At 57.5% G+C, this 20,845-nt stretch carries 22 protein-coding genes; 8 read left to right on the forward strand and 14 right to left on the reverse strand.

The window, feature by feature from the left end; all coding sequences use genetic code 11:
• The first annotated feature begins 143 nt into the window (after positions 1 to 143).
• Positions 144 to 1,769 (forward strand): methyl-accepting chemotaxis protein, encoded by a 1,626-nt coding sequence (locus M5G20_RS20770; RefSeq protein WP_273920604.1) that lies wholly within the window; start codon positions 144 to 146, stop codon positions 1,767 to 1,769.
• A gap of 98 nt (positions 1,770 to 1,867) precedes the next feature.
• Here M5G20_RS20770 and M5G20_RS20775 read toward each other — a convergent pair whose 3' ends face one another.
• Positions 1,868 to 2,173 carry a PepSY domain-containing protein gene (locus tag M5G20_RS20775; protein ID WP_130905159.1) on the reverse strand — a complete coding sequence of 102 codons (306 nt, stop codon included), beginning with the start codon at positions 2,171 to 2,173 and terminating at the stop codon, positions 1,868 to 1,870.
• A gap of 166 nt (positions 2,174 to 2,339) precedes the next feature.
• Positions 2,340 to 3,467 (reverse strand): glycerophosphodiester phosphodiesterase, encoded by a 1,128-nt coding sequence (locus tag M5G20_RS20780; RefSeq protein ID WP_273920605.1) that lies wholly within the window; start codon positions 3,465 to 3,467, stop codon positions 2,340 to 2,342.
• 218 nt (positions 3,468 to 3,685) lie between these two features.
• Between M5G20_RS20780 and M5G20_RS20785 the strand changes: the two genes are divergently transcribed.
• Positions 3,686 to 4,012, forward strand: a complete 327-nt coding sequence (locus M5G20_RS20785) for a DUF2025 family protein (protein ID WP_273920606.1) — start codon at positions 3,686 to 3,688, stop codon at positions 4,010 to 4,012.
• An 85-nt stretch (positions 4,013 to 4,097) separates the two neighbouring features.
• On the opposite strand, the gene M5G20_RS20790 is transcribed toward M5G20_RS20785, so the two are convergent.
• Entirely contained in the window at positions 4,098 to 4,421 is a 324-nt protein-coding gene (locus M5G20_RS20790) for an antibiotic biosynthesis monooxygenase family protein (RefSeq protein ID WP_273920607.1), read from the reverse strand.
• Positions 4,418 to 5,125, reverse strand: a complete 708-nt coding sequence (locus M5G20_RS20795) for a CTP synthase C-terminal region-related (seleno)protein (RefSeq protein ID WP_273920608.1) — start codon at positions 5,123 to 5,125, stop codon at positions 4,418 to 4,420. Before M5G20_RS20795 ends, M5G20_RS20790 begins: the two co-directional genes overlap by 4 nt.
• A 15-nt stretch (positions 5,126 to 5,140) precedes the next feature.
• On the opposite strand from M5G20_RS20795, the gene M5G20_RS20800 reads away from it, so the two are divergent.
• Positions 5,141 to 6,082: a LysR family transcriptional regulator gene (locus M5G20_RS20800; RefSeq protein WP_273920649.1), complete on the forward strand. Its 942-nt coding sequence runs from the start codon at positions 5,141 to 5,143 to the stop codon at positions 6,080 to 6,082.
• Between the two features lie 136 nt (positions 6,083 to 6,218).
• Here the strand turns inward: M5G20_RS20800 and M5G20_RS20805 are convergent, their stop codons facing one another.
• The gene (locus tag M5G20_RS20805; RefSeq protein ID WP_273920610.1) at positions 6,219 to 6,827 is read right to left on the reverse strand and encodes a TetR/AcrR family transcriptional regulator; all 609 of its coding nucleotides are present in this window, start codon (positions 6,825 to 6,827) and stop codon (positions 6,219 to 6,221) included.
• 205 nt (positions 6,828 to 7,032) lie between these two features.
• Between M5G20_RS20805 and M5G20_RS20810 the strand changes: the two genes are divergently transcribed.
• The gene (locus tag M5G20_RS20810; protein WP_273920611.1) at positions 7,033 to 8,091 is read left to right on the forward strand and encodes an MBL fold metallo-hydrolase; all 1,059 of its coding nucleotides are present in this window, start codon (positions 7,033 to 7,035) and stop codon (positions 8,089 to 8,091) included.
• Positions 8,092 to 8,138: 47 nt separating this feature from the next.
• Here M5G20_RS20810 and M5G20_RS20815 read toward each other — a convergent pair whose 3' ends face one another.
• The 9 genes from M5G20_RS20815 to M5G20_RS20855 form a co-directional block, all read right to left on the reverse strand.
• Complete coding sequence (locus tag M5G20_RS20815) at positions 8,139 to 8,456, reverse strand: XRE family transcriptional regulator (RefSeq protein WP_273920613.1); 318 nt, start codon at positions 8,454 to 8,456, stop codon at positions 8,139 to 8,141.
• A gap of 121 nt (positions 8,457 to 8,577) precedes the next feature.
• Positions 8,578 to 9,549 carry a hypothetical protein gene (locus M5G20_RS20820; protein WP_273920614.1) on the reverse strand — a complete coding sequence of 324 codons (972 nt, stop codon included), beginning with the start codon at positions 9,547 to 9,549 and terminating at the stop codon, positions 8,578 to 8,580.
• 243 nt (positions 9,550 to 9,792) lie between these two features.
• On the reverse strand, positions 9,793 to 10,047 hold the full coding sequence (locus tag M5G20_RS20825) for a colicin E3-like toxin immunity protein (protein ID WP_273920615.1): 255 nt from the start codon (positions 10,045 to 10,047) through the stop codon (positions 9,793 to 9,795).
• A 13-nt stretch (positions 10,048 to 10,060) separates the two neighbouring features.
• Positions 10,061 to 10,312: a pyocin S6 family toxin immunity protein gene (locus M5G20_RS20830; protein ID WP_273920616.1), complete on the reverse strand. Its 252-nt coding sequence runs from the start codon at positions 10,310 to 10,312 to the stop codon at positions 10,061 to 10,063.
• Between the two features lie 10 nt (positions 10,313 to 10,322).
• Positions 10,323 to 11,516 carry an S-type pyocin domain-containing protein gene (locus M5G20_RS20835; RefSeq protein WP_273920617.1) on the reverse strand — a complete coding sequence of 398 codons (1,194 nt, stop codon included), beginning with the start codon at positions 11,514 to 11,516 and terminating at the stop codon, positions 10,323 to 10,325.
• Between the two features lie 175 nt (positions 11,517 to 11,691).
• Positions 11,692 to 12,405, reverse strand: coding sequence for an HNH endonuclease (locus M5G20_RS20840; protein WP_273920618.1), 714 nt, complete (start codon positions 12,403 to 12,405; stop codon positions 11,692 to 11,694).
• Positions 12,406 to 12,521: 116 nt separating this feature from the next.
• Positions 12,522 to 13,085 (reverse strand): BRO-N domain-containing protein, encoded by a 564-nt coding sequence (locus M5G20_RS20845; RefSeq protein WP_443218314.1) that lies wholly within the window; start codon positions 13,083 to 13,085, stop codon positions 12,522 to 12,524.
• A gap of 357 nt (positions 13,086 to 13,442) precedes the next feature.
• Positions 13,443 to 14,690, reverse strand: coding sequence for a ribonucleotide-diphosphate reductase subunit beta (locus M5G20_RS20850; RefSeq protein WP_150733622.1), 1,248 nt, complete (start codon positions 14,688 to 14,690; stop codon positions 13,443 to 13,445).
• A gap of 547 nt (positions 14,691 to 15,237) precedes the next feature.
• Positions 15,238 to 15,501: a DUF2790 domain-containing protein gene (locus M5G20_RS20855; RefSeq protein WP_273920619.1), complete on the reverse strand. Its 264-nt coding sequence runs from the start codon at positions 15,499 to 15,501 to the stop codon at positions 15,238 to 15,240.
• Positions 15,502 to 15,953: 452 nt separating this feature from the next.
• Here M5G20_RS20855 and acs point away from each other — a divergent pair, with 452 nt between their 5' ends.
• The 4 genes from acs (at position 15,954) to M5G20_RS20875 (ending at position 20,845) form a co-directional block, all read left to right on the forward strand.
• Complete coding sequence (acs, locus tag M5G20_RS20860) at positions 15,954 to 17,909, forward strand: acetate--CoA ligase (protein ID WP_273920620.1); 1,956 nt, start codon at positions 15,954 to 15,956, stop codon at positions 17,907 to 17,909.
• A 682-nt stretch (positions 17,910 to 18,591) separates the two neighbouring features.
• Positions 18,592 to 19,368: an ABC transporter substrate-binding protein gene (locus M5G20_RS20865; RefSeq protein ID WP_150733618.1), complete on the forward strand. Its 777-nt coding sequence runs from the start codon at positions 18,592 to 18,594 to the stop codon at positions 19,366 to 19,368.
• A gap of 92 nt (positions 19,369 to 19,460) precedes the next feature.
• A complete protein-coding gene (locus M5G20_RS20870; RefSeq protein ID WP_075945348.1) occupies positions 19,461 to 20,150 on the forward strand; it encodes an ABC transporter permease in 690 nt (229 codons plus the stop codon).
• Positions 20,147 to 20,845: an ABC transporter permease gene (locus M5G20_RS20875; protein WP_273920621.1), complete on the forward strand. Its 699-nt coding sequence runs from the start codon at positions 20,147 to 20,149 to the stop codon at positions 20,843 to 20,845. The genes M5G20_RS20870 and M5G20_RS20875 overlap by 4 nt, the downstream gene beginning before the upstream one ends.

Below are 20,845 nucleotides of genomic sequence, written 5' to 3' on the forward strand. Positions count from 1 at the left end.
GACTCAAGAACCGCTCTGGCACGCCGATTACGCATGGGTTAAGTTGCGCGCCCCTGGCCAAAAGCCAAGGTCGTGGACAGGGATGTCCGGACACCTTTCACGCCTACCGGGGCGTGTCTCATTCCTGCCATGAGTACCTTCCGATGTTTTTGCAAAAGTCCCTGAGAGCGCAAATTCTCGCCCTGTTGAGCGGTAGCCTGTTGGCGATGTTGTTGATCGCCCTGGCTTGCTTTCATTTCCTCTCCAGCGGCGTTCAACGCTACGCCAGCCTGATCGAAGGGCCATTGCACACTTCGCAATTGATCGACGAAGCCAACCTGCAATTCAAGGTGCAGGTGCAGGAATGGAAAAACGTCCTGCTGCGCGGCAAGCAACCGGCGGACCTTAACAAGTACTGGTCGCAGTTCGAAGACCGTCAGCGCGATGTGCAAAACATCCTTGGCGAACTGGCAGGGAAAAAGGGCATCGAGCCGTCACTCAAGACCCGTATCGAACGCTTGCGTGACGAACATCGACAGTTGGGCGCCGCTTACCAGAAGGGCCGTGATGCCTTCGTGGCGGCCGGTGGCGAACCGGCGGCGGGGGATGCCGCTGTCAAAGGCGTCGACCGTGCGACCAGCGAGCAGATGAGCGAACTGGTCAGCGAACTGCGCAAGCAGGGAGCCGAGCAATCGACGCTGATCAGTGCCAGTGCCGATCGCACCGTGCTGCTGGGGCTGATCGTCATGCTCGCCTCAGGGCTGTTGATCGGCCTGCTGAGTCTGTGGCTGGTCAACCGCAACCTGGTCCAGCCGATTCGCCAACTGATCGAATACGTCGCGCAACTCAGCCAGGGCCGCTTCGCCCAGCGTGTCGCCAGCCATCGCCAGGACGAACTGGGCAAGCTGGCGATGGCCGCCAACACCCTGCGTGACTTTCTCGCCGAAACCTTCAGCCGTTTGCAGCGCAGTGCGTCGGACCTGGACAGTGCCAGCGGTGAGCTGAACTCGATCGCCACCTTGATGGCCGGCGGCACCAACGAGCAATTCAACCGAACCGATCAGGTGGCCACGGCGATGAACGAAATGTCCGCCACCGCCCAGGAAGTCGCCCGCCACGCGGCCGATGCGGCGCGGGCGGCAGACGATGCCGATCAGTCCGCGCAGCAGGGCGAAAAAGTCATGCAGGGCACCATCCGCACCATCACGCAAATGCGTGGCGAAATCGCCAACACCGCCACGGTCATCCGCCAACTGGAAACCGACAGCGGGCGCATCGGCAAGGTGCTGGAAGTGATTCGCGGCATCGCCGAACAGACCAACCTGCTGGCGCTCAACGCGGCCATCGAAGCGGCACGCGCCGGTGAAGCCGGGCGCGGTTTTGCGGTGGTGGCCGACGAAGTTCGCAGCCTGGCCCAGCGCACGGCGGCGTCGATCATCGAGATCAACCAGATCATTCAAACCGTGCAGACCGGCTCGATCGATGCGGCGCAGGCGATTGAAAGCGGTCAGGCGCGCAGCGATGAGAGCGTCGAGCAAGTCACCCAGGCCGGCGCCATGCTTGAACGCATCACCCTCGCCGTGGAAGCCATCCGTGACATGAACCGCCAGATCGCCACCGCCGCCGAAGAGCAGACCTCGGTCGCCGAAGACATTTCGCGCAACCTCACCGAAATCACCAGCATCGCCAGCACCAACCTGGACAACGTGCAGCGCACGGAAGCGGCGAGCAACAACTTGCACGGCTTGTCGGGGGAATTGAACGAGGTGACGGCGCGCCTGAGCGCCTGACGAAAACCCCTGTGTACCGATTGGCTTAGGCGCGATCTAGAACCCAGACGCAAAAAAGCCGCACGATCGTTAAATCGTGCGGCTTTTTGCGGTGTGCATCAGTCGTCTTTTTTGTTCTTCAGGACTTCGCCGGTAGCGGCGTTCAAATCCACGTCCCATTCAACGTTTTTCGCGTCGCGCAATTCGACTTCGTACTCGTAACCGTTGAAGTGGTTGTCGAGGTCACTGTCGGTAATCGTGGCACCCGGATGCAGTTTCAGAACGATCTGGTTCAGTTCTTCCAGTGGCTTGATCTTGCCATCCTTGACCAACTGAGGAATCTGGTCGACAGGCACATCAGCCTGGGCCAAACCAGCGGTGAGTGTCAGAGCAGCAGCGGTGAACAGGGCAGTCAAAGTTTTCATGAGCTTCTTTCCTTGGGTGAGCTGTTTAAGTGGGATCAGGTTAGCTTTTGTAACTTAATCCACCCTTAAAATTCCCTTTGCCTCGACATTCGCCAGGGCAATGCAAAATCTGTGGGAGCGAGCCATATCGCGATTGGGTCGACTCGGTGCTGTGCCAGACGCCCATTCAATACCCATTATTCTTCAATACCTGATCAACACTCGCCGCCGCCGGGCGTTTATAGAACTTCAACAACTCGCTGGCGCGGTTGGTGAAAATGCCATCGACGCCCGCATCCATCGCCTTCTGAACATCCACCGCCTCGTCGATGGTGTAGACGTGCACCAGCAAACCCTGATCGTGGGTGTACTGGTTCATCCACGGTTGCACGAGGTCGGCATAACTCTGATCGCCGCCCTTGGTCAGCGCCGCCGAAGGACCGGTGCCGATCGCGCCCTGGGCCTTGGCGTAGTCGACCCAGCGCTGGAATTCGGCTTTGTCTTTCGGCTGCTGCCTGGCGTAGTAAGCGGCCTTATCCTGCTCGCCGGACTCGGCAAACGTCACTTTGGATTTCGGCTCGATATTGCCTTCGCCCACCCACAGCAGGAGGATTTTCGGTACTTGCGGCATTTCCTTTTGCAGCAGTTCGAGGCTGCTCTTCTCGAAGGTTTGCAGGATCACCTTGCCTCTGCCCTGGCCGACCGCCAGCTCGCTCTTTGCCAGTTTCGATCCGGCCGGGCTTAGCCAGCCACGGTCATGGAGTTTGTCCTTGAGGTCGCGCTCGATGCCGGGAAACTGCTTTGGCTCCTTGGTTTCGATGTACAGGCCTGGCTTGTGCAGCGGGTTGCCCTGGGCGATGTCGATGATCTCATCGAGGGTCAGAATTTTCAGGCCCGCGTAGGAAGGACGCGCGCGCTCCGGATAAGCCGTGTTGAACCAACTGCCCGCATCCAGGGTTTTCAGTTCGGCCATGGTGAACGCATTGGCGGGGCTGTCCTTGCGCTCCGGGAATTTACTGGCGACATCGGTGGTGCGTTGCAGGTTGTCGTCGTGCAGGGCGAACAGCACGCCATCCTTGCTGCGTTGCAAGTCCAACTCCAGGTAATCGGCGCCGAGGTCCCGGGCCAGTTTGTACGCAGCAACGGTGGATTCCGGTGCATCGAACGAAGCGCCACGGTGGGCGATCACCGCCGGGTGCGGGATGCCCGAGCGTGCGGCCAGCGCAGCGGGGCCGGGCTCGCTCGCGGCGTGGGCCTGACCGAGGCCGAGTAACAGACTCAGCAGCAAGGCGCTTTGGGTGAGGGTTGCAGGCATGCTCGAGATCCTTTCGCGATGGGTTCAAAGACGTCCCTTTTAACAACTGAGCGTTGCCAACGCTATCGCGAGACCGACATAAACGTGTTTAAAGCTGATATTCGTCAGCGCTTCAGTGCACTCGTTTGCAGTAGGCTTGGCTGCAATTTCCCCGGCAGAGGGAACCCGTCATCGCCCGCCTTGTGTGTAAACCAACGATCACCCTTGTGAGGTTTACCATGCGCATCACATCCCAGCTCATCTGCCAGGCCGCCGACCAACTCAAAGGCTTCGTCGGCCTCAACCGCAAGACCGGCCACTACATCGTGCGTTTCAGCGAAGACTCTTTTGGCATGGACGTGGCGGACGACGGCATCATTCCCGCCAGTGAATTCGTCTGGGCCCCCGGCCCCGAGCAGGCCATGATCCTCAAGCGCGAGTTGATTCAGTTGTTGCTGGATCAGAATATCGACGACCGGATCAACATTACCGAGCCGTTAAGGGTGTACATGCAGCGGCGGGAAGTACCGGAGATTTTGGCGGTGAGGCAATCGGTGCAGGGTTGAGTTTTTTGCGGTGATTCGACTGGCCCCATCGCCAGCAGGCTCGCTCCCATCGATCTATTGTGTGAGCGAGATAACGGCGCATCAATTACCGTTCGAACTCATAAGCCCGCTCAACCCGGCATACCCGCGTATGGCAATGGGCATACCAGGTCGAGCGCCCCCGTTCCCGAATCGCGCTGTGCTCGGGATGCTGTTTCCACGCCAGGATCGCCACCTCACTGGCCCAGTACGACACGGTAATCCCCAACCCGTCATCGCCCCGTGCCGACTCCACTCCGAGGAATCCCGGCTGTTGGCGGGCCAGTTCGATCATGCGCTCGGCCGCTTCGGCGTAACCCTGGTCACCCTCGGTGCGCAGTGAGGTGAAGATCACGGCGAAGTAAGGGGCTGGCGGGGAGTTGGCGATCATGATGGCTGCCCCGCGGAGGCCTGGATGAATGCCCGTATCAGGGGCGGCAAGGTGCCCTTGAGCGCGGCGCGTTCGGGTTGGAACAAGGTGGCGACAAAGAACGGATGACCCCGCAGTTCCAGCGCTCGCAAGCCGTGGGCCGAGTCCTGCCCGACGCTGTGAAGGTCATGCCTGAGCAGTGCTCGTTCGAACTCAGGATTCACACCGTAGTTACAGCGGTAGCCTTCACGTATTTCAGAAGTTTCGTACGCCTTGGCGATCAACGAACTCTCAAGTAAATGAATGCTGTCGATGGCTTCCACTAGCGAGCAGGCCAGCGGCGTGAGCAACACCCGCGCAGCGTTGGGCGATGTCTCGCCATGTTCGGCATCCGTCCAGCCCAGCACGTTGCGCGCATATTCCAGCACCGCGTGTTGAAAGCCGCCGCAGGTGCCGAGGAAAGGCAGCCCTTGTTCGCGGGCATAACGAATCGCCCGTAATGCGCCGTCCATGTTGCGGTAGGGGCTGGCGGGCACGCACCAGAAACCGTCGTAGCCATCGAGCGGCGTGTCTGCGTGGATGCTGTCAGTCGCCAGCCAATGCCCTTGCACGTTGTGGCCGCTGTGCTCGGCAGCCATGTCCAGAGCCACGGGAATGGCCTGGTGAGCGGTGACGTGCGGGTCATAGTCGCCGATCAGGGCGATGCGGATAACGCGGTTTTCCATGAGCAACCTCGGCGCTTGTTGATTCCTGGCGCTCACTATAAATTGGCGTTCACGCACTCAATATGGGCGTTTTCCCAAGTGATCAATGCAGCGGCGCACTATCGACTGGACTACCCGGACCTTGCCCTGATTCTTGCGCTGGTGCGCGGCGGCTCTCTGGCTCGGGCGTCGCAACTGTTGAGGGTGGACGTCTCGACGGTGTTTCGTGCCGTGCGTCGACTGGAAGCCGCGCTCGGTCAGCAACTCTTCGAGAAAAGCCGCGCCGGGTACCTGCCCACCTCCTTGGCGCAAACCTTGGCCGAACAGGCTGAACGTGCCGAACATGCGCTGGAAGCGGCGCGCATCGGCGTGGAGCAGGGCGGCGAAGTCATCAGCGGCACCGTGCGCCTGACCTGTACCGATTCGGTCCTGCAAGGTTTACTGTTGCCGGCGCTGGCGCAATTCATGCCGAACTATCCGGCGCTGACGATCGAACTCAGTACTTCCAACGACTTTGCCAACCTCAGCCGTCGCGATGCCGACATCGCCCTGCGCCTGACCCGCACCCCGCCCGAGCATTTGGTGGGGCGGCGACTCGGGAATATTTCCTACCGCCTGTGCGCCAGCGCCGGTTATTTGAAGTCAGTCGACACTCACGATCTGGCCTCACTCACCTGGATTGCTCCGGACGACTTCCTGGTCGATCACCCCACGGTGGTCTGGCGCCGCCAAGCGCTGCCGGGCGTGACGCCGGGTTATCGCTGCAACAGCATGCTGTCGGTTACGGAGCTGGTGCGCGCCGGATTGGGTGTGGCGGCATTGCCGGACTTTTTGATCGGTGATGGATTACAGCCATTGGGCGAGCCGCTACACGGTTACGACACTGCGCTATGGCTGCTGACGCGACCGGATTGCCGCGCCTTGCGCTCGGTGGTGACACTGTTTGATGAGTTGGGGCAGGCACTGAAACTGTCGTGAGGGTGCTCAGGGCTCAGGTTGGTCCTTTCGCACGAAGTGTTGATGCATCCCCGTCGTCAGTTTCATTCTGAAACACATTGCGGTGCGTGATTTGCAGCTACCTACTGTTCGACAGGTCCGCCGAATGTGTCATTTATTACAGCTGATAACAGGCCAGGAACATGTCTAGCGCGGACTCCACAACGGCGGCTTGCTCCGCGGCAGACAAACCTGGCCGGCCCATGGATATCTGCGGCCAGAATGCAAAGGATTTGAGCAGACCCTGGATCTGTTGCGCGGCAAAATCAGGAGCAACCTCTCTCAAACGACCATCGGCCTGGGCAGCACGAATCCACACAGTCACGCCTTCTTCACGCTCGCCCATGCGGGCAACCATGCTCTGCGCGCGTTCAGGAGAATGGATGGTGGCTGCGATCGCCACTCGCGCCAGGTCGAGAAAATTGTCATCGGCGAGCATCTGCAGTTTCGCCGCCAGCAGCTGGCGCAACTGATCTCGCAGAGGCAAATCGGCGCGATAGGGCGTTTCCTGCTCTGCCGTTACGCGAATCCATAATTGATTGAGGATTTCGGCGAACAGCTCTTCCTTGCTGGGGAAGTGGTTGTACACCGTGCGCTTCGACACGCCAGCAGTCGCAGCGATTTTGTCCATGCTGGTGATGTCGAAACCGTGGGCACGAAATTCGGCAATCGCCGCCTGAATGATGGCTTCGCGTTTTCGGTCGGTGAGTCGCTGTGGAGCTGTCATAAATACGCTTCGGCAGGAAATTACACTCAGCAGTTTACTTGTGATCGGCTTTGATGCAACCTTGGAACTACACTGTGCAGTGTAATGTTTTGTTAATGCTGCATCGTCAAAAATAGAGTTTCGGCTAATGCGTGCGTGCAACGGCCATACATCGTCCCAAAGTGGAACATCGTGAGACGTGCGGTTTTCCTGGAGTCATTCAGTCATGGCCAATTCAACTTCCCCGGTGGATAACGCTTCCACGCCTCAAGCGTCGCTTCAGGTGGAAGGGCTCTTCCGAAACCATGCCCCCGTAAAGCGTGGAGGTTTTCGCAAAACCTTGCGCATCCTGTGGAACGTTATCTTCCACAAACCGCAAAACACCCGCCCGAGCGCCCCGGTGCCTGTGCAGCCTCTGACACAAGCGGCACTGTTGGCAGCGCCGAACCACAGCGTCTACCGCCTCGGCCATTCCACGGTGTTGCTGAAGTTGCGTGACAAGTTCTGGATCACCGACCCGGTCTTCGCCGAACGCGCCTCACCCGTGCAATGGGCCGGCCCCAAGCGATTTCACCAGCCACCGATCAGCCTGGAAGAGCTGCCGCCGATTGAAGCAGTGATCCTTTCCCACGATCACTACGACCACCTTGATCAACAGGCTGTGCTTAAACTTGCCAACAAAACCAGATACTTCCTCACCCCGTTGGGCGTGGGCGACACCCTGATCAAGTGGGGCATCGACGCCAGCAAAATCCGGCAACTGGATTGGTGGCAGGGCACCGAAGTCGATGGGATACAGTTCATCGCCACCCCGTCGCAACACTTCTCCGGCCGCGGCCTGTTCGACAGCAACAGCACCCTCTGGGCCTCGTGGGTGATGATCGACGACGCCACCCGCATCTTCTTCAGCGGCGACAGCGGTTATTTCAATGGCTTCAAACGCATCGGCGAACAATACGGCCCGTTCGACCTGACCCTCATGGAAACCGGCGCCTACAACGTCGAGTGGCCCCTCGTGCACATGCAACCGGAGCAAACCCTGCAAGCCCACATCGACCTCAAGGGCCGCTGGCTACTACCGATTCACAACGGCACCTTCGACCTGTCGATGCACGCCTGGTACGAACCCTTCGACCGCATCCTCGCCCTGGCTTGGGAGCGCAGCGTTTCGATCACCACGCCGCAGATGGGCGAGGCGTTCAACCTGATGCATCCGCAACGCGGGGAAGCGTGGTGGTTGGCGGTGGAAGGGGAAAGTGAGCAGGTGACTGTGCAGAGCGCGTGATGCACTTCAATCGGGCCGCTTACTGTTAAGCGGCCCGAGCAAAGTTCTTATTCAACCATCGCAAAATCCGCCCGCCCCACCGGGTTAGGCGTAGAACCTCTCAAATTCATCCCGCGCCCCGGCGCGAACCCTGGGAAGAACACCAACCCCTCCGACTCAAACCGATAAGCCAATGCCAACCGAGTGACATCCAGCACGTCCTGTTGCGCTTCGAACCGATCAATCGCCTCAACAGAAACCGAAGCTTCCCGCGACAACTCTTCCACACTCCACCCCAGCATCGCTCGGGCCTGGGCGCAGTGGGCCGGGGTGAATTGGAAGAGGGCGATACGTTCCAGGGTGATTTTCATCGCTTGAGAGGCCATGGGTGTTCTCCGGGCTCGAGAGTGTTGATCCAAAATATACTGTGTTTTTGTACAGTTGTTTTGGGCCCGAATCAAATGCAATTTTTGATTTGTCTTTTTGGCCGGACGAACGGCGCTGAGCTTATTTATCCGCCAACCCCGGCGCCTCCCGCACAATAAAGTGATCCAGATTTTCAATATTGGCGCTGAACACCCCGAACGTCTGCTCGGGGTTTTTCTTGCTCGGCACCTGCTTTAACTCCGGCGTCACGCCATAAAAGAAGCAGTACAACTCACGTCCACTCTCAATGGCATGCTTGATCTCCTCCAGGAACGCCTTGCGCTTGCGGTAGGTGTCGATCAGCTTTTTGCTGAGGTAAACATTGACCGAATACGGCTTCTTCTCGAACCACACCTTCTTCTCGAAATCGATGCGAAAGCTCTGGGTGTAGTCCTTGATCTCTTTGATCTTGCCCCAGTAAATCAGCCCCCTGTTGTCCTGCAGGTACTCGATTTTTTTGAAGAAGGATCCGTAAGGCGCGGTGTGCTCGCCGATCTTCAGCGGCATGCGCTTGAGCAGATCCTTGTCGTCGAAGTTCGACACGAAACATTCGACGGGGTGGGCGAAGATGCTGGTTTTGTCCGGCGCAGAATCGCGGCTTGGTTGCTCGACGCTGGCGGCGGAAGAGGGCGCCAAAGGCTCATCCCTTTGCATATCGGAGGACGCCGCAGCGCTGGACGGCTTACGCACATACTCACGCCGAGTCAGTAACAGCTCTGAAGGAAAATGCTCCTCACGACTGTCATCCGTTTCCGCCCCGTCCGCCTCCACACCCGATGCCGGCGTCTTCAGGCTGACATAAGGACAACCCTCGACATGCCGCGTACTCGGCAGGTTCTTGAAGTGCGGCGTGCGCACGTAATTCACGTTCTTGGCGTTGAACGTGCCCAACTCATTTGCGGCGTCGAATGCCAAACGACAGGCATCGTTGGGACACTGGAAATGCTCTTTCGCGGAATCGAACGCCATGGTCTCGTCGAAATTCAAATCGCGTACGTCATAGATCGACAGCTTGGCGTCGAGGCTGAGGCAGTAGGCGAGGTCGAATTTCATGACGGGCTCGGGTCCGTGAGGGGAAGGGTATTAATAGCCGGAGGCGAGTCGAGTTGCACTCATTGTCTTCAACACACCGCAAATCCATGGCAAGTCACCCAACCTCTGCGAGCCTGCTCACGATTCCCATCAACGACGCAGTATCCAAGTCGAGCACCGACTCTGTGGCGAGGGAGCTTGCTCCCGCTGGGCTGCGGAGCAGCCCCAAGACCATCGGATCTGGGGCCTGGCAATCATCCTGATTTACCATTTGTCCCGATAGATAAACGCCACTTGGTAGTCATAGGTAGACAAGCGAATGACATGGAGGAAATGGGGTTGAAGCGTATTGACCCAGTGCGGACCAACGTCAAACCCACCGTTGTTTATATTGTTTTCGATTGGCATACCAAGCGCCTCGATCACAGAGCCATCATCGCCAAAATCTTGAGACAGCTCCTCCCCTTCGCCTAGCTCGGTTTCCTTGTCGTACCATTCAAGTCTTATTTTCAACCCCATAGCTCACCCTGTTTCATTGCTTGGCACAAGTTCCTATGAAGTACTCCAAGCCCGCAGGAAATCTAACGCCTAAAATTTCGGACAGTGCCGTTACTTGAGACTCGTTCAAAAGTAACTCGCCTGGTTCCATTTCAGCGAGTGGCTTGGATTCAATGAGTTGAGCGACTTTTTCATTGAGTTCACTGCCATCAATGTCCAGTTCGAATTGTAAAGAATCGTCCTTCTTATCGTCCGGATAAAAGCCAGTGATTAATAGGTAGCGCATGTTTTACTCCTTAATTTCTTGAGGTTTTCCTACCCGGTTTCGCTGGTTTTGTTTGCTCGCCGGTAATGTGATTGTATTCACCAAGGTGAATCCCCAGTTTGTCGTATTTTTCCACGGCATTACTTTTGTAGTCCCACTCATAAATTCGTCCTTTACGGTCAACCCAACGGGCGCGCTTCCTTCCACCTCCTTGAACAGATGACTTTGATTTTGCTCGAACTGCATCGGGGAAAGCGGGTAGCGTTTTCGGGTGGTCATAATACGAATGATCCCCCATTTGACTGACAACGATATAAACCGGCCTAACCCCCGACCCCACCGGAAACACAAGAATGAAATCCTTGTACTCAGGCGGATAAACCGGATTCACAATGATGCTGTCAGCCCGTTTCGTCGGTGGGTAAACCCAGATATGCGGCGCCTGCGGAGCAGCTTCCAGTTTGGGGATGCCGAGAATGTCGGAGCCATCGACGGCCGGGGTCCATATCAGTTCGATGCCTTCTCCCAGGTCTGCGACGTATAGGCTGTCGCGCAAACTGATCTGCACGACGTCGACCATTTCCCAATCGCGGTTCTTGCCGGTGTAGAAACCGTAACCCTTGAGGGTGCCGTCGGCTTGCTGTTCGATATGCAGGCGCACGCGAGTGCGGGCCTGATTGAGGGTGCGGAGCTGGTCTTCGGTGTAGAGGGCGCTGTCGCCGAGGCTGGGCGCCCAGAAAATCGCGACCAGACCGCCCAGAGCAGCAGCGACAGCAGGCCCGACGGTACCTATTGCCGGGACGACAAGAGAGGGAACGCGTAGCGCCAGTTGGCCGATGCCAAGGGCAACGGTACTCCCACTGATCGTTTGCAGATTCAGCAAACCGCCATCGTCTGCCTCGCGAGCCCCGAGCCAGGCGATTTCGCCGTAGTCCTTCAGGCTGTCGGTCGGCACCATTCCCGAGGGATTGGAGTAGTTGATGACCGCGTCCGGCAACTTGCAGGACTTGGCGAAGACGCATCCGACTTGAACCGGTTTCTGTTCAACCTCGGCAACTTTACGCTTGCGCAGGTATTCGTCTTGCCTGGCGAGCATGGCCTCGTAGGCGTTTTGCCGAGCATCACGCTCTGCCAGTTCGCTGGGTGTCATGAAACGGTAAGTGACGTGATGGCCGTCACCGGAAGGCGGGTTTTTAACCCTGGGAATGTCTTTGCTGCCAGCCACTGACTGTCCTTGTGCGTTCGTCCATCGGCAGCCCTGTAGAAGGGCTGCGCGACGTTAGCGAACGGGACAGAGTGTGGCAGTAGGATGGTTCTTGAATGATGCTAGGAATTGTCTCTGTTTTTCAGGATTGTGGAGAGGAGGCTTTTTCCATCACTACGGATTTTTCAGTGCGTGCTTATTCGGGCTTCAAACGCTTCACTTTTGTATAAAGCAAAGCTGTGAACTCATCCCGATCACTCGAATGATGGCACCGTCGATGGCAGTTCGGACATAGCGCTACAGCGTTGCTCGGACGGTCTGAACCTTCCTGTGCCAAATGCTTGACGTGGTGAACCTCAAGAAACGGGTTTCCCGACTTTTCAAACGGGGCAGGTTGGCCACACCCCTCGCATTTACCTTCAGCTTGTTGGCGAACCCACGCTCTCACTTCAGGATCGCGGACATACGACTTTCCGCTGGACTGAGTCTGCTGTGGTTTCTCAATCCCCTTCGGCACGACTTTAATCGGTTGGCGCTCAAGCTTTGCAGCTCGCTGCTCTAGCGTCGCCTCGTCCGCTGTCGGGGCGAAGTCTTCGGGAGTCAAAGGGCTAGGAACATTGAGTGCTTCACGAATGCTCTTCGTAACATTAGCACCGACATTCTTGGCAGGCTTGTAGCCTTTGATAGGTGTTCGACCCAACTCGACCATAACCGTAGAAATGTTCTGCATACGAAACTCAACAGAACCTTTAGTGCGACCTGCCAAAGCACCTTCGCGTAGTACGCGATTTTCATGAGCCTTATTGATCGCCTGCCCGGCCTGCTCGCGAGACAGCATGCTGAGATAGGCATCGACCGCAGCCTGAATCTCTGCCGCACTCCAATCGCCGTTGCTCTTTTCCGTATCCATACTATCGCCGAGGGTTAAATACCCTCGGACGATACTGAGTGGCAACTACGACTGTCTACGAAAATTCCTACACAAAGAAGCGAGGATTCTTGCAGGCGGTCCTACAGGCACGGCACCTAACCCATCGAATGCTTCGACGACTGAAACACCCGCGCGACTTTTCGCCACCATGACCTCAATACTGTCTCCCGCCGCTGCGATTGATCATTCAACAGATACGGCATGTCCCGCAGCCGAATCCAACCTTCATCCTGCCAATGCAGCATGCTCAACGACATCTCTGGCCAATCCAACAAGCTCAACATCGGCCGATCCAAATTTTCCGTTTGCTCCGCATCGCGCAAGGCTGGCACCACCTGATGGGTCAACCACTCACGCAGCAAGCGATTCCCCGGAACGTAGTGATACACCAGCAGCGCATAGACACCGGACTCGCTGAGCATCAGCTGTTTTTCTGGTTGCCGAAAATATTCAATCCACAAAAAACGACGCTGATCTTTGTCGAGTTTGCTGACCATCCGATCACTCAAATGGACACCCATCAAGCGGCCGACATCGCGGGCACAGAACCATGGTTGGTCTTCGAGGAGGAGAGCGTGAAGGAAGAGGTTGTGGCGGGTGAAAGTTGTCGGGATATAGGGATCAGTGATGACTGATCGGTGTGGAGTTTCTGTAGGCATTTCCTTTACCTCTACGTATGAAATTAATGAGGGCCTGAACCCGACGTAGAGGGCTTTAGAATTCCCAACGGCCTGTTCCTCTCACGGAGTTCCGCATTTATGGCTGATACCAGCATGCGTTCTGTGCGAGGGATAGCTTCTACGTTGGGCGTTTCTTAGGCACCTGCAATAGAGCTTAGGAGTGCTTCTATTGATGATCAATGCGGAAGGAGCTGGAATTGTTGTAGGAGGTTTTGCGGCTACTGGAAATGCGTGTGAGAGTTTTCCTACGGTTTCCATAGAAAAGCCCCGATCAGATCGGGGCTCTTTAGTTCCGATTTGCCGATTCAAGTCGTCAAATCGCGGCGAACTCTAGAATCAATCCCAGCTCAAAGCCCCACCAGTCTGATACTCAATAACCCGAGTCTCAAAGAAGTTCTTCTCCTTCTTCAAGTCCATGATCTCGCTCATCCAAGGGAACGGGTTAGTCGTCCCTGGGTACTCTTCCTTCAGACCAATCTGCGACAGACGACGGTTAGCGATGAACTTCAGGTAGTCCTCCATCATCGCCGCGTTCATGCCCAGCACGCCGCGAGGCATGGTGTCACGAGCGTATTCGATCTCCAGCTGAGTACCCTGCAGAATCATCTGGGTTGCTTCTTCCTTCATTTCGGCATCCCACAGGTGTGGGTTTTCGATTTTGATCTGGTTGATCACGTCGATGCCGAAGTTCAGGTGCATGGATTCGTCGCGCAGGATGTACTGGAACTGCTCGGCGACGCCGGTCATTTTGTTGCGGCGGCCCATGGAGAGGATCTGGGTGAAGCCGCAGTAGAAGAAGATGCCTTCCAGAACGCAGTAGTAGGCGATCAGGTTGCGCAGCAACTCTTTGTCGGTTTCGACGGTGCCGGTTTCGAACTTCGGATCGGAGATCGAACGGGTGTATTTCAGGCCCCAGGTGGCTTTTTTCGCGACCGATGGGATCTCGTGGTACATGTTGAAGATTTCGCCTTCATCCATGGCCAGCGATTCGATGCAGTACTGGTAGGCGTGGGTGTGGATCGCCTCTTCGAACGCCTGGCGCAGGATGTACTGGCGGCATTCCGGGTTGGTGATCAGGCGGTACACGGCCAGGACCAGGTTGTTGGCAACCAGGGAGTCGGCGGTGGAGAAGAAGCCGAGGTTGCGCATCACGATGCGGCGCTCGTCGTCGGTCAGGCCTTCCGGGTTTTTCCAGAGGGCGATGTCGGCGGTCATGTTGACTTCTTGCGGCATCCAGTGGTTTGCGCAGCCGTCCAGGTACTTCTGCCAGGCCCAGTCGTACTTGAAGGGCACGAGTTGGTTGAGGTCGGCGCGGCAGTTGATCATGCGCTTTTCGTCAACGGCGACACGGGCGGAGGCGCCTTCGAGTTCGGCGAGGCCTTCGGCGACGTCGAGGGAGTTCAGGGCAGCCTTGGCGCGGGCAACGGCGGCGGAGTCAGTAGCGGTCACGGCACGGGCTTCAAGGGCGGCGGCACCGCCAGCGCTGTCGAGACGGTCCATATTGGCTTCGGTGGCGTGGCCAGCGTTAGCGCTCTTGACTGCTACTTCCGTGTCTTCTTTGTCGAATTCGTCCCAGCTCAGCATGACGTGTCGTCTCCTGCGTGAGGGCCAGATTGCCCGTGTGAAATTGATTAGTCGGTATTTCACACGGCCGTACTGGCCGCGTTGGATCTAAAGGAATCGTTTTTTGCACCAGCCAAGGCAGGCAATAAAACAGAATTTTGTACGGGGTTCCGAGAGCCTCTGATGGGCGCAATCAGCATCGAATGCTGCTGCGGGGCTTCAGACTGGCTATTCATCCCTGTAAGGGGATATTGCAGGCCCGTTTAAGGCCGCATTATAGGGAAATTTTTACGGTCGTGGTGGGGCGAATCCGCGCATGGAGCGGACGAGAGGGCAGGTTTTTCGGTCAGAGCGAGGGTTTACAGGGCTTTGGCGGGTGCAGATTTTTTTTCGTGAATTTTGCTCGATTCCGGATTTGTTCAAAAAGTAGTCAAAAAATGGCGTTTTTTACTACATCTTGTGTTTCGGAGTGCTTTTCGACGATTGCAAACACAACTGAGCCCGACCGGAGCCGGGCTGAAATCGTCCATCGGCAAACGCTTGGATGAGCCGATCCGGTGCAGTTGAATCAGCCGCTGGAGCAGCCGTTGCCCATGACGCTGTAACGCAGGATATGCCGCTGACCTTTAGAGTCGTCGTATTCCATTTTCGCCGGGACAACTTCACAGACATTGGGGACTTCGCTCATGGATACAACTTTGGCGATGTCCAGGTGCATCGAGTAAGTGTATTCCTCGATAGCCGGTTGCTGCTGCGCGACATCAGTCTGAACCTCGTCTGCCATGGCGGTTGCGCACAGACTGCTGAGGGCCAGAACCCATAAAGCTTTCATCTGAAATTTACCTTTCTGAGGTCGAGTGGGGTCACGCAACCTTTATGGGGTTGCGTGTGGATCTAACGACTTGGATTTGGGTTAACTGCCTTCGTGGGGGCTGTAACTTGGTTAACTCAGGTTGCCGTGTTGGCGAAGCGAATTTTAGGCGTGGGGGTTACAATCATACAGGCGTGCTTTTGATAAACACCTTTGACAGTTTTCGTAACAATCATTGAAAACCACCTGTGGGCGCCGGCTTGCTGGTGATATTGGCGACGCGGTGTGTCAGGTGGGCCGTCATCGCTGGCACGCCTGCTCCTGCAGGGTTCGGGGGCGACAGGAAGTCGCTGGAGTCCGTATTCACGACATTTTGTAGGGCCTTGTTACTACCATCGTCGAATGGTTCTATAGGCCCGGCCCGGGCTACAACGGGGCCATACAAAAACAACTATTCCACCGAGGTAAGAAAGATGAGTGCGGCTTCCCTGTATCCCGTTCGTCCCGAGGTTCTGGCCAACACGCTGACCGATGAGGCGACCTACAAGGCCATGTACCAGCAGTCCGTCGTCAACCCGGACGGCTTCTGGCGCGAGCAAGCCAAGCGCCTCGACTGGATCAAGCCTTTCACCACGGTGAAGCAGACTTCCTTCGACGATCACCATGTCGACATCAAATGGTTCGCCGACGGTACCCTGAACGTTTCCTACAACTGCCTCGACCGTCATCTGGCCGAGCGCGGCGATCAAATCGCGATCATCTGGGAAGGCGATGACCCTTCCGAGAGCCGCAACATCACCTACCGCGAACTGCACGAACAAGTCTGCAAATTCGCCAACGCCCTGCGTGGCCAGGACGTGCACCGCGGCGACGTGGTGACGATCTATATGCCGATGATTCCCGAAGCCGTGGTCGCCATGCTGGCCTGTACCCGGATCGGCGCGATTCACTCGGTGGTGTTCGGCGGTTTCTCGCCGGAAGCCTTGGCCGGTCGCATCATCGACTGCAAGTCGAAAGTGGTGATCACCGCCGACGAAGGCATTCGTGCCGGCAAGAAGATCCCGCTCAAGGCCAACGTCGATGACGCCCTGACCAACCCGGAAACCAGCAGCATCCAGAAAGTCATCGTGTGCCAGCGCACCGGTGGCGAGATCAAGTGGAACCAGCATCGCGACATCTGGTACGAAGACCTGATGAAAGTGGCGGGCACCGTGTGTGCGCCGAAAGAGATGGGCGCCGAAGAAGCGCTGTTCATCCTTTATACTTCGGGTTCCACCGGCAAGCCCAAGGGCGTGCAGCACACCACCGGCGGCTATCTGTTGTACGCCGCCATGACCCACGAGCGCGTATTCGACTACCGCCCGGGCGAAATCTACTGGTGCACCGCCGACGTCGGCTGGGTCACCGGCCACAGCTACATCGTCTACGGCCCACTCGCCAATGGTGCGACCACGTTGCTGTTCGAAGGCGTGCCGAACTATCCGGACATCACCCGGGTGGCGAAGATCGTCGACAAGCACAAGGTCAATATCCTCTACACCGCACCGACCGCGATCCGCGCGATGATGGCTTCGGGCACCGCCGCTGTTGAAGGCGCCGATGGCAGCAGCCTGCGCTTGCTCGGCTCGGTGGGTGAGCCAATCAACCCGGAAGCCTGGGACTGGTACTACAAGAATGTCGGCAAGTCCCGTTGCCCGATCGTCGATACCTGGTGGCAGACCGAAACCGGCGGCAACATGATGAGCCCGCTGCCGGGCGCTCACGCGCTCAAGCCGGGTTCTGCGGCACGTCCGTTCTTTGGTGTGGTGCCGGCCCTGGTGGACAACCTCGGCAACATTATCGAGGGCGAAGCCGAAGGCAACCTGGTGATTCTCGATTCGTGGCCAGGCCAGGCGCGTACGCTGTATGGCGACCATGATCGCTTCGTCGATACCTACTTCAAGACCTTCCGAGGCATGTATTTCACCGGTGACGGCGCCCGTCGCGATGCCGATGGTTACTACTGGATCACCGGTCGCGTGGACGACGTGCTCAACGTGTCCGGCCACCGTATGGGCACTGCCGAAATCGAAAGCGCGATGGTGGCGCACCCGAAAGTCGCCGAGGCCGCTGTGGTTGGCGTGCCGCACGACATCAAGGGGCAGGGCATTTATGTGTATGTCACCCTTAAAAATGGTGAAGAACCGAACGAGCAGTTGCGCCTGGAGTTGAAAAACTGGGTGCGCAAGGAGATCGGTCCGATCGCTTCGCCGGATGTCATCCAGTGGGCGCCGGGCCTGCCGAAAACCCGTTCGGGCAAGATCATGCGCCGTATTCTGCGCAAGATCGCGACGGCTGAATACGATGGGTTGGGCGATATCTCCACCCTGGCCGACCCGGGTGTGGTGCAGCATTTGATTGATACGCACAAGACGATGAATGTTGCGTAAGCGCTGATTCTGAGTCACAGAAAGCCCTGTCAGGTGTTGAGCCTGGCGGGGCTTTATTGTGGCTGAGGGTTTTGTGTTGGCTGGGCTGGCCTCATCGCTGGCAAGCCAGCTCCCACAAGGATTTGCGGTAATCCCAAAACCTGTGACAGCTAGCCTGCTAGCGATGGTGGTCTGTCAGGCAGTAATCAAGCATGGGCCAATAATTATCGGCTTCTCTGTGGGACGCTTCCTACTGTTACCCTCCGATCTTTCCGGTTACTGAATGTGTAACCGCATCGCGCCGATCCGGGGCATTGGGAAACGCCGTGCCCCGATTCAGGGCCTCACAACCACCCGCAAAAAATAAGACCCAACGCCAAGCTTGCCGGATTAGAAGGCTTTGCCAATAATAGGCCCGCAATTTGCAGCATGGATCGGTTCACTGTCTTTTGCTCCTGCATGATTTTGCAGGGCTGTCAACGTGCCCAAACGGGTTTCTCAGTGCATCTGTAATTAGTTGTCGCATTGAAGAAATATCGGCTTCGGGCCTGTCGTTAGAATGCCGATCACTCGCTCGTCGTTGCATGTGTTGAATTTCAACATCTGCTTCCCAGGACGCAGCACTGCTTTGCGGTTCCACTCATTCGCATATTGGGCTATTGCTCACTCTGCCGTTTCAGCCCTTTACCGATGGAGTCCCAACATGAAGAAACTCGTGCTGCTTGGCGCCCTGGCACTTGCCTCCGTGCTGTCCCTGCCGACCTTCGCCGACGAAAAACCCCTGAAGATCGGTATCGAAGCGGCTTACCCTCCGTTCGCTTCGAAGGCACCGGATGGCAGCATTGTTGGTTTTGACTACGACATCGGCAACGCCCTGTGCGAAGAGATGAAGGTCAAGTGTGTGTGGGTCGAGCAAGAGTTCGACGGTCTGATCCCGGCACTGAAAGTGCGCAAGATCGACGCGATCCTGTCGTCCATGTCGATTACTGAAGACCGCAAGAAGTCCGTGGACTTCACCAACAAGTACTACAACACCCCGGCCCGCCTGGTCATGAAGGAAGGCACTCAGGTCAGCGAAGGCCTGACCGAGCTCAAGGGCAAGAACATCGGCGTGCAGCGTGGTTCGATCCACGAGCGTTTCGCCCGCGAAGTCCTGGCCCCGCTGGGTGCCGAGATCAAGCCTTACGGTTCGCAGAATGAAATTTACCTCGACGTGTCCGCCGGCCGCCTCGACGGCACCGTGGCAGACGCTACCCTGTTGAATGACGGCTTCCTGAAAACCGACGCCGGTAAAGGCTTCGCTTTCGTTGGCCCGGCGTTCACCGACGTCAAATACTTCGGCGACGGCGTGGGTATCGCCGTTCGCAAGGGTGACGCGCTGAAAGACAAGATCAACACCGCGATCGCTGCCATCCGTGAGAACGGCAAGTACAAGCAAATCCAGGACAAGTACTTCGACTTCGACATTTACGGCAAGTAAATACGTCGCAACGACAAGTCCGAAATGGCGCAAGCAACAGGATCTCTGAGGTTTGCGCCATTTTTTCATCCCAACTTTCGAGGACCTGAATCATGTTGAAAGGCTACGGGGCTGTCATCCTCGATGGCGCTTGGCTGACGCTTCAGCTCGCCTTGTCGTCCATGGCCCTGGCCATTGTTCTGGGCCTGATCGGCGTGGCACTGCGACTGTCGCCGGTGCGCTGGCTGGCCTGGCTGGGCGATCTGTATTCCACCGTGATTCGCGGTATTCCCGACCTGGTGCTGATCCTGCTGATCTTCTACGGCGGTCAGGACCTGCTCAACCGCGTCGCGCCGATGCTCGGCTTTGACGACTACATCGACCTCAATCCGTTGGCCGCCGGTATCGGCACCCTGGGTTTCATCTTCGGTGCGTACCTGTCGGAAACCTTCCGCGGCGCGTTCATGGCGATCCCCAAGGGACAGGCCGAAGCGGGCATGGCCTATGGCATGAGCAGTTTTCAGGTGTTCTTCCGGGTGTTGGTGCCACAGATGATTCGCCTGGCGATTCCTGGCTTCACCAACAACTGGCTGGTATTGACCAAGGCCACCGCGTTGATTTCGGTGGTGGGCCTGCAAGACATGATGTTCAAGGCCAAGCAGGCGGCAGACGCCACCCGCGAACCTTTCACCTTCTTCCTCGCAGTGGCGGCGATGTACCTGGTGATTACCAGTGTCTCGTTGCTGGCATTGCGTCACCTTGAGAAGCGCTACTCGGTAGGCGTAAGGGCGGCTGATCTATGATCTTCGACTACAACGTCATTTGGGAGGCCATGCCGCTGTATCTCGGCGGCCTGGTGACCACCCTCAAATTACTCGGGCTGTCGCTGTTTTTCGGCCTGCTGTGTGCGTTGCCGCTGGGCTTGATGCGCGTCTCGAAGAATCCGGTCGTCAACATGTCGGCCTGGCTCTACACCTACGTGATCCGTGGCACGCCGATGCTGGTGCAGCTGTTCCTGATCTACTACGGTCTGGCGCAGTTCGAGGCGGTACGCGAGAGCTTCCTCTGGCCATGGCTGTCCAGTGCCACGTTCTGCGCGTGCCTGGCGTTCGCCATCAACACCAGCGCCTACACCGCCGAAATCATCGCCGGCAGCCTGCGCGCCACGCCGAACGGCGAGATCGAAGCCGCCAAGGCCATGGGTATGTCGCGCTTCAAGATGTACAAACGCATCCTGTTGCCATCGGCCCTGCGCCGGGCGCTGCCGCAGTACAGCAACGAAGTGATCATGATGCTGCAGACCACCAGTCTGGCCTCCATCGTGACCCTGATCGACATCACCGGCGCCGCGCGCACGGTCAACGCCCAGTTCTACCTGCCGTTCGAGGCGTACATTACGGCGGGTGCGTTCTACCTGTGCCTGACCTTCATCCTGGTGAAACTGTTCAAACTGGCCGAGCGCCGCTGGTTGGGCTACCTGGCCCCGCGGAAGCACTGA

This window comes from Pseudomonas sp. TNT2022 ID1044, assembly GCF_028656895.1.
Lineage (GTDB): Bacteria > Pseudomonadota > Gammaproteobacteria > Pseudomonadales > Pseudomonadaceae > Aquipseudomonas > Aquipseudomonas reinekei.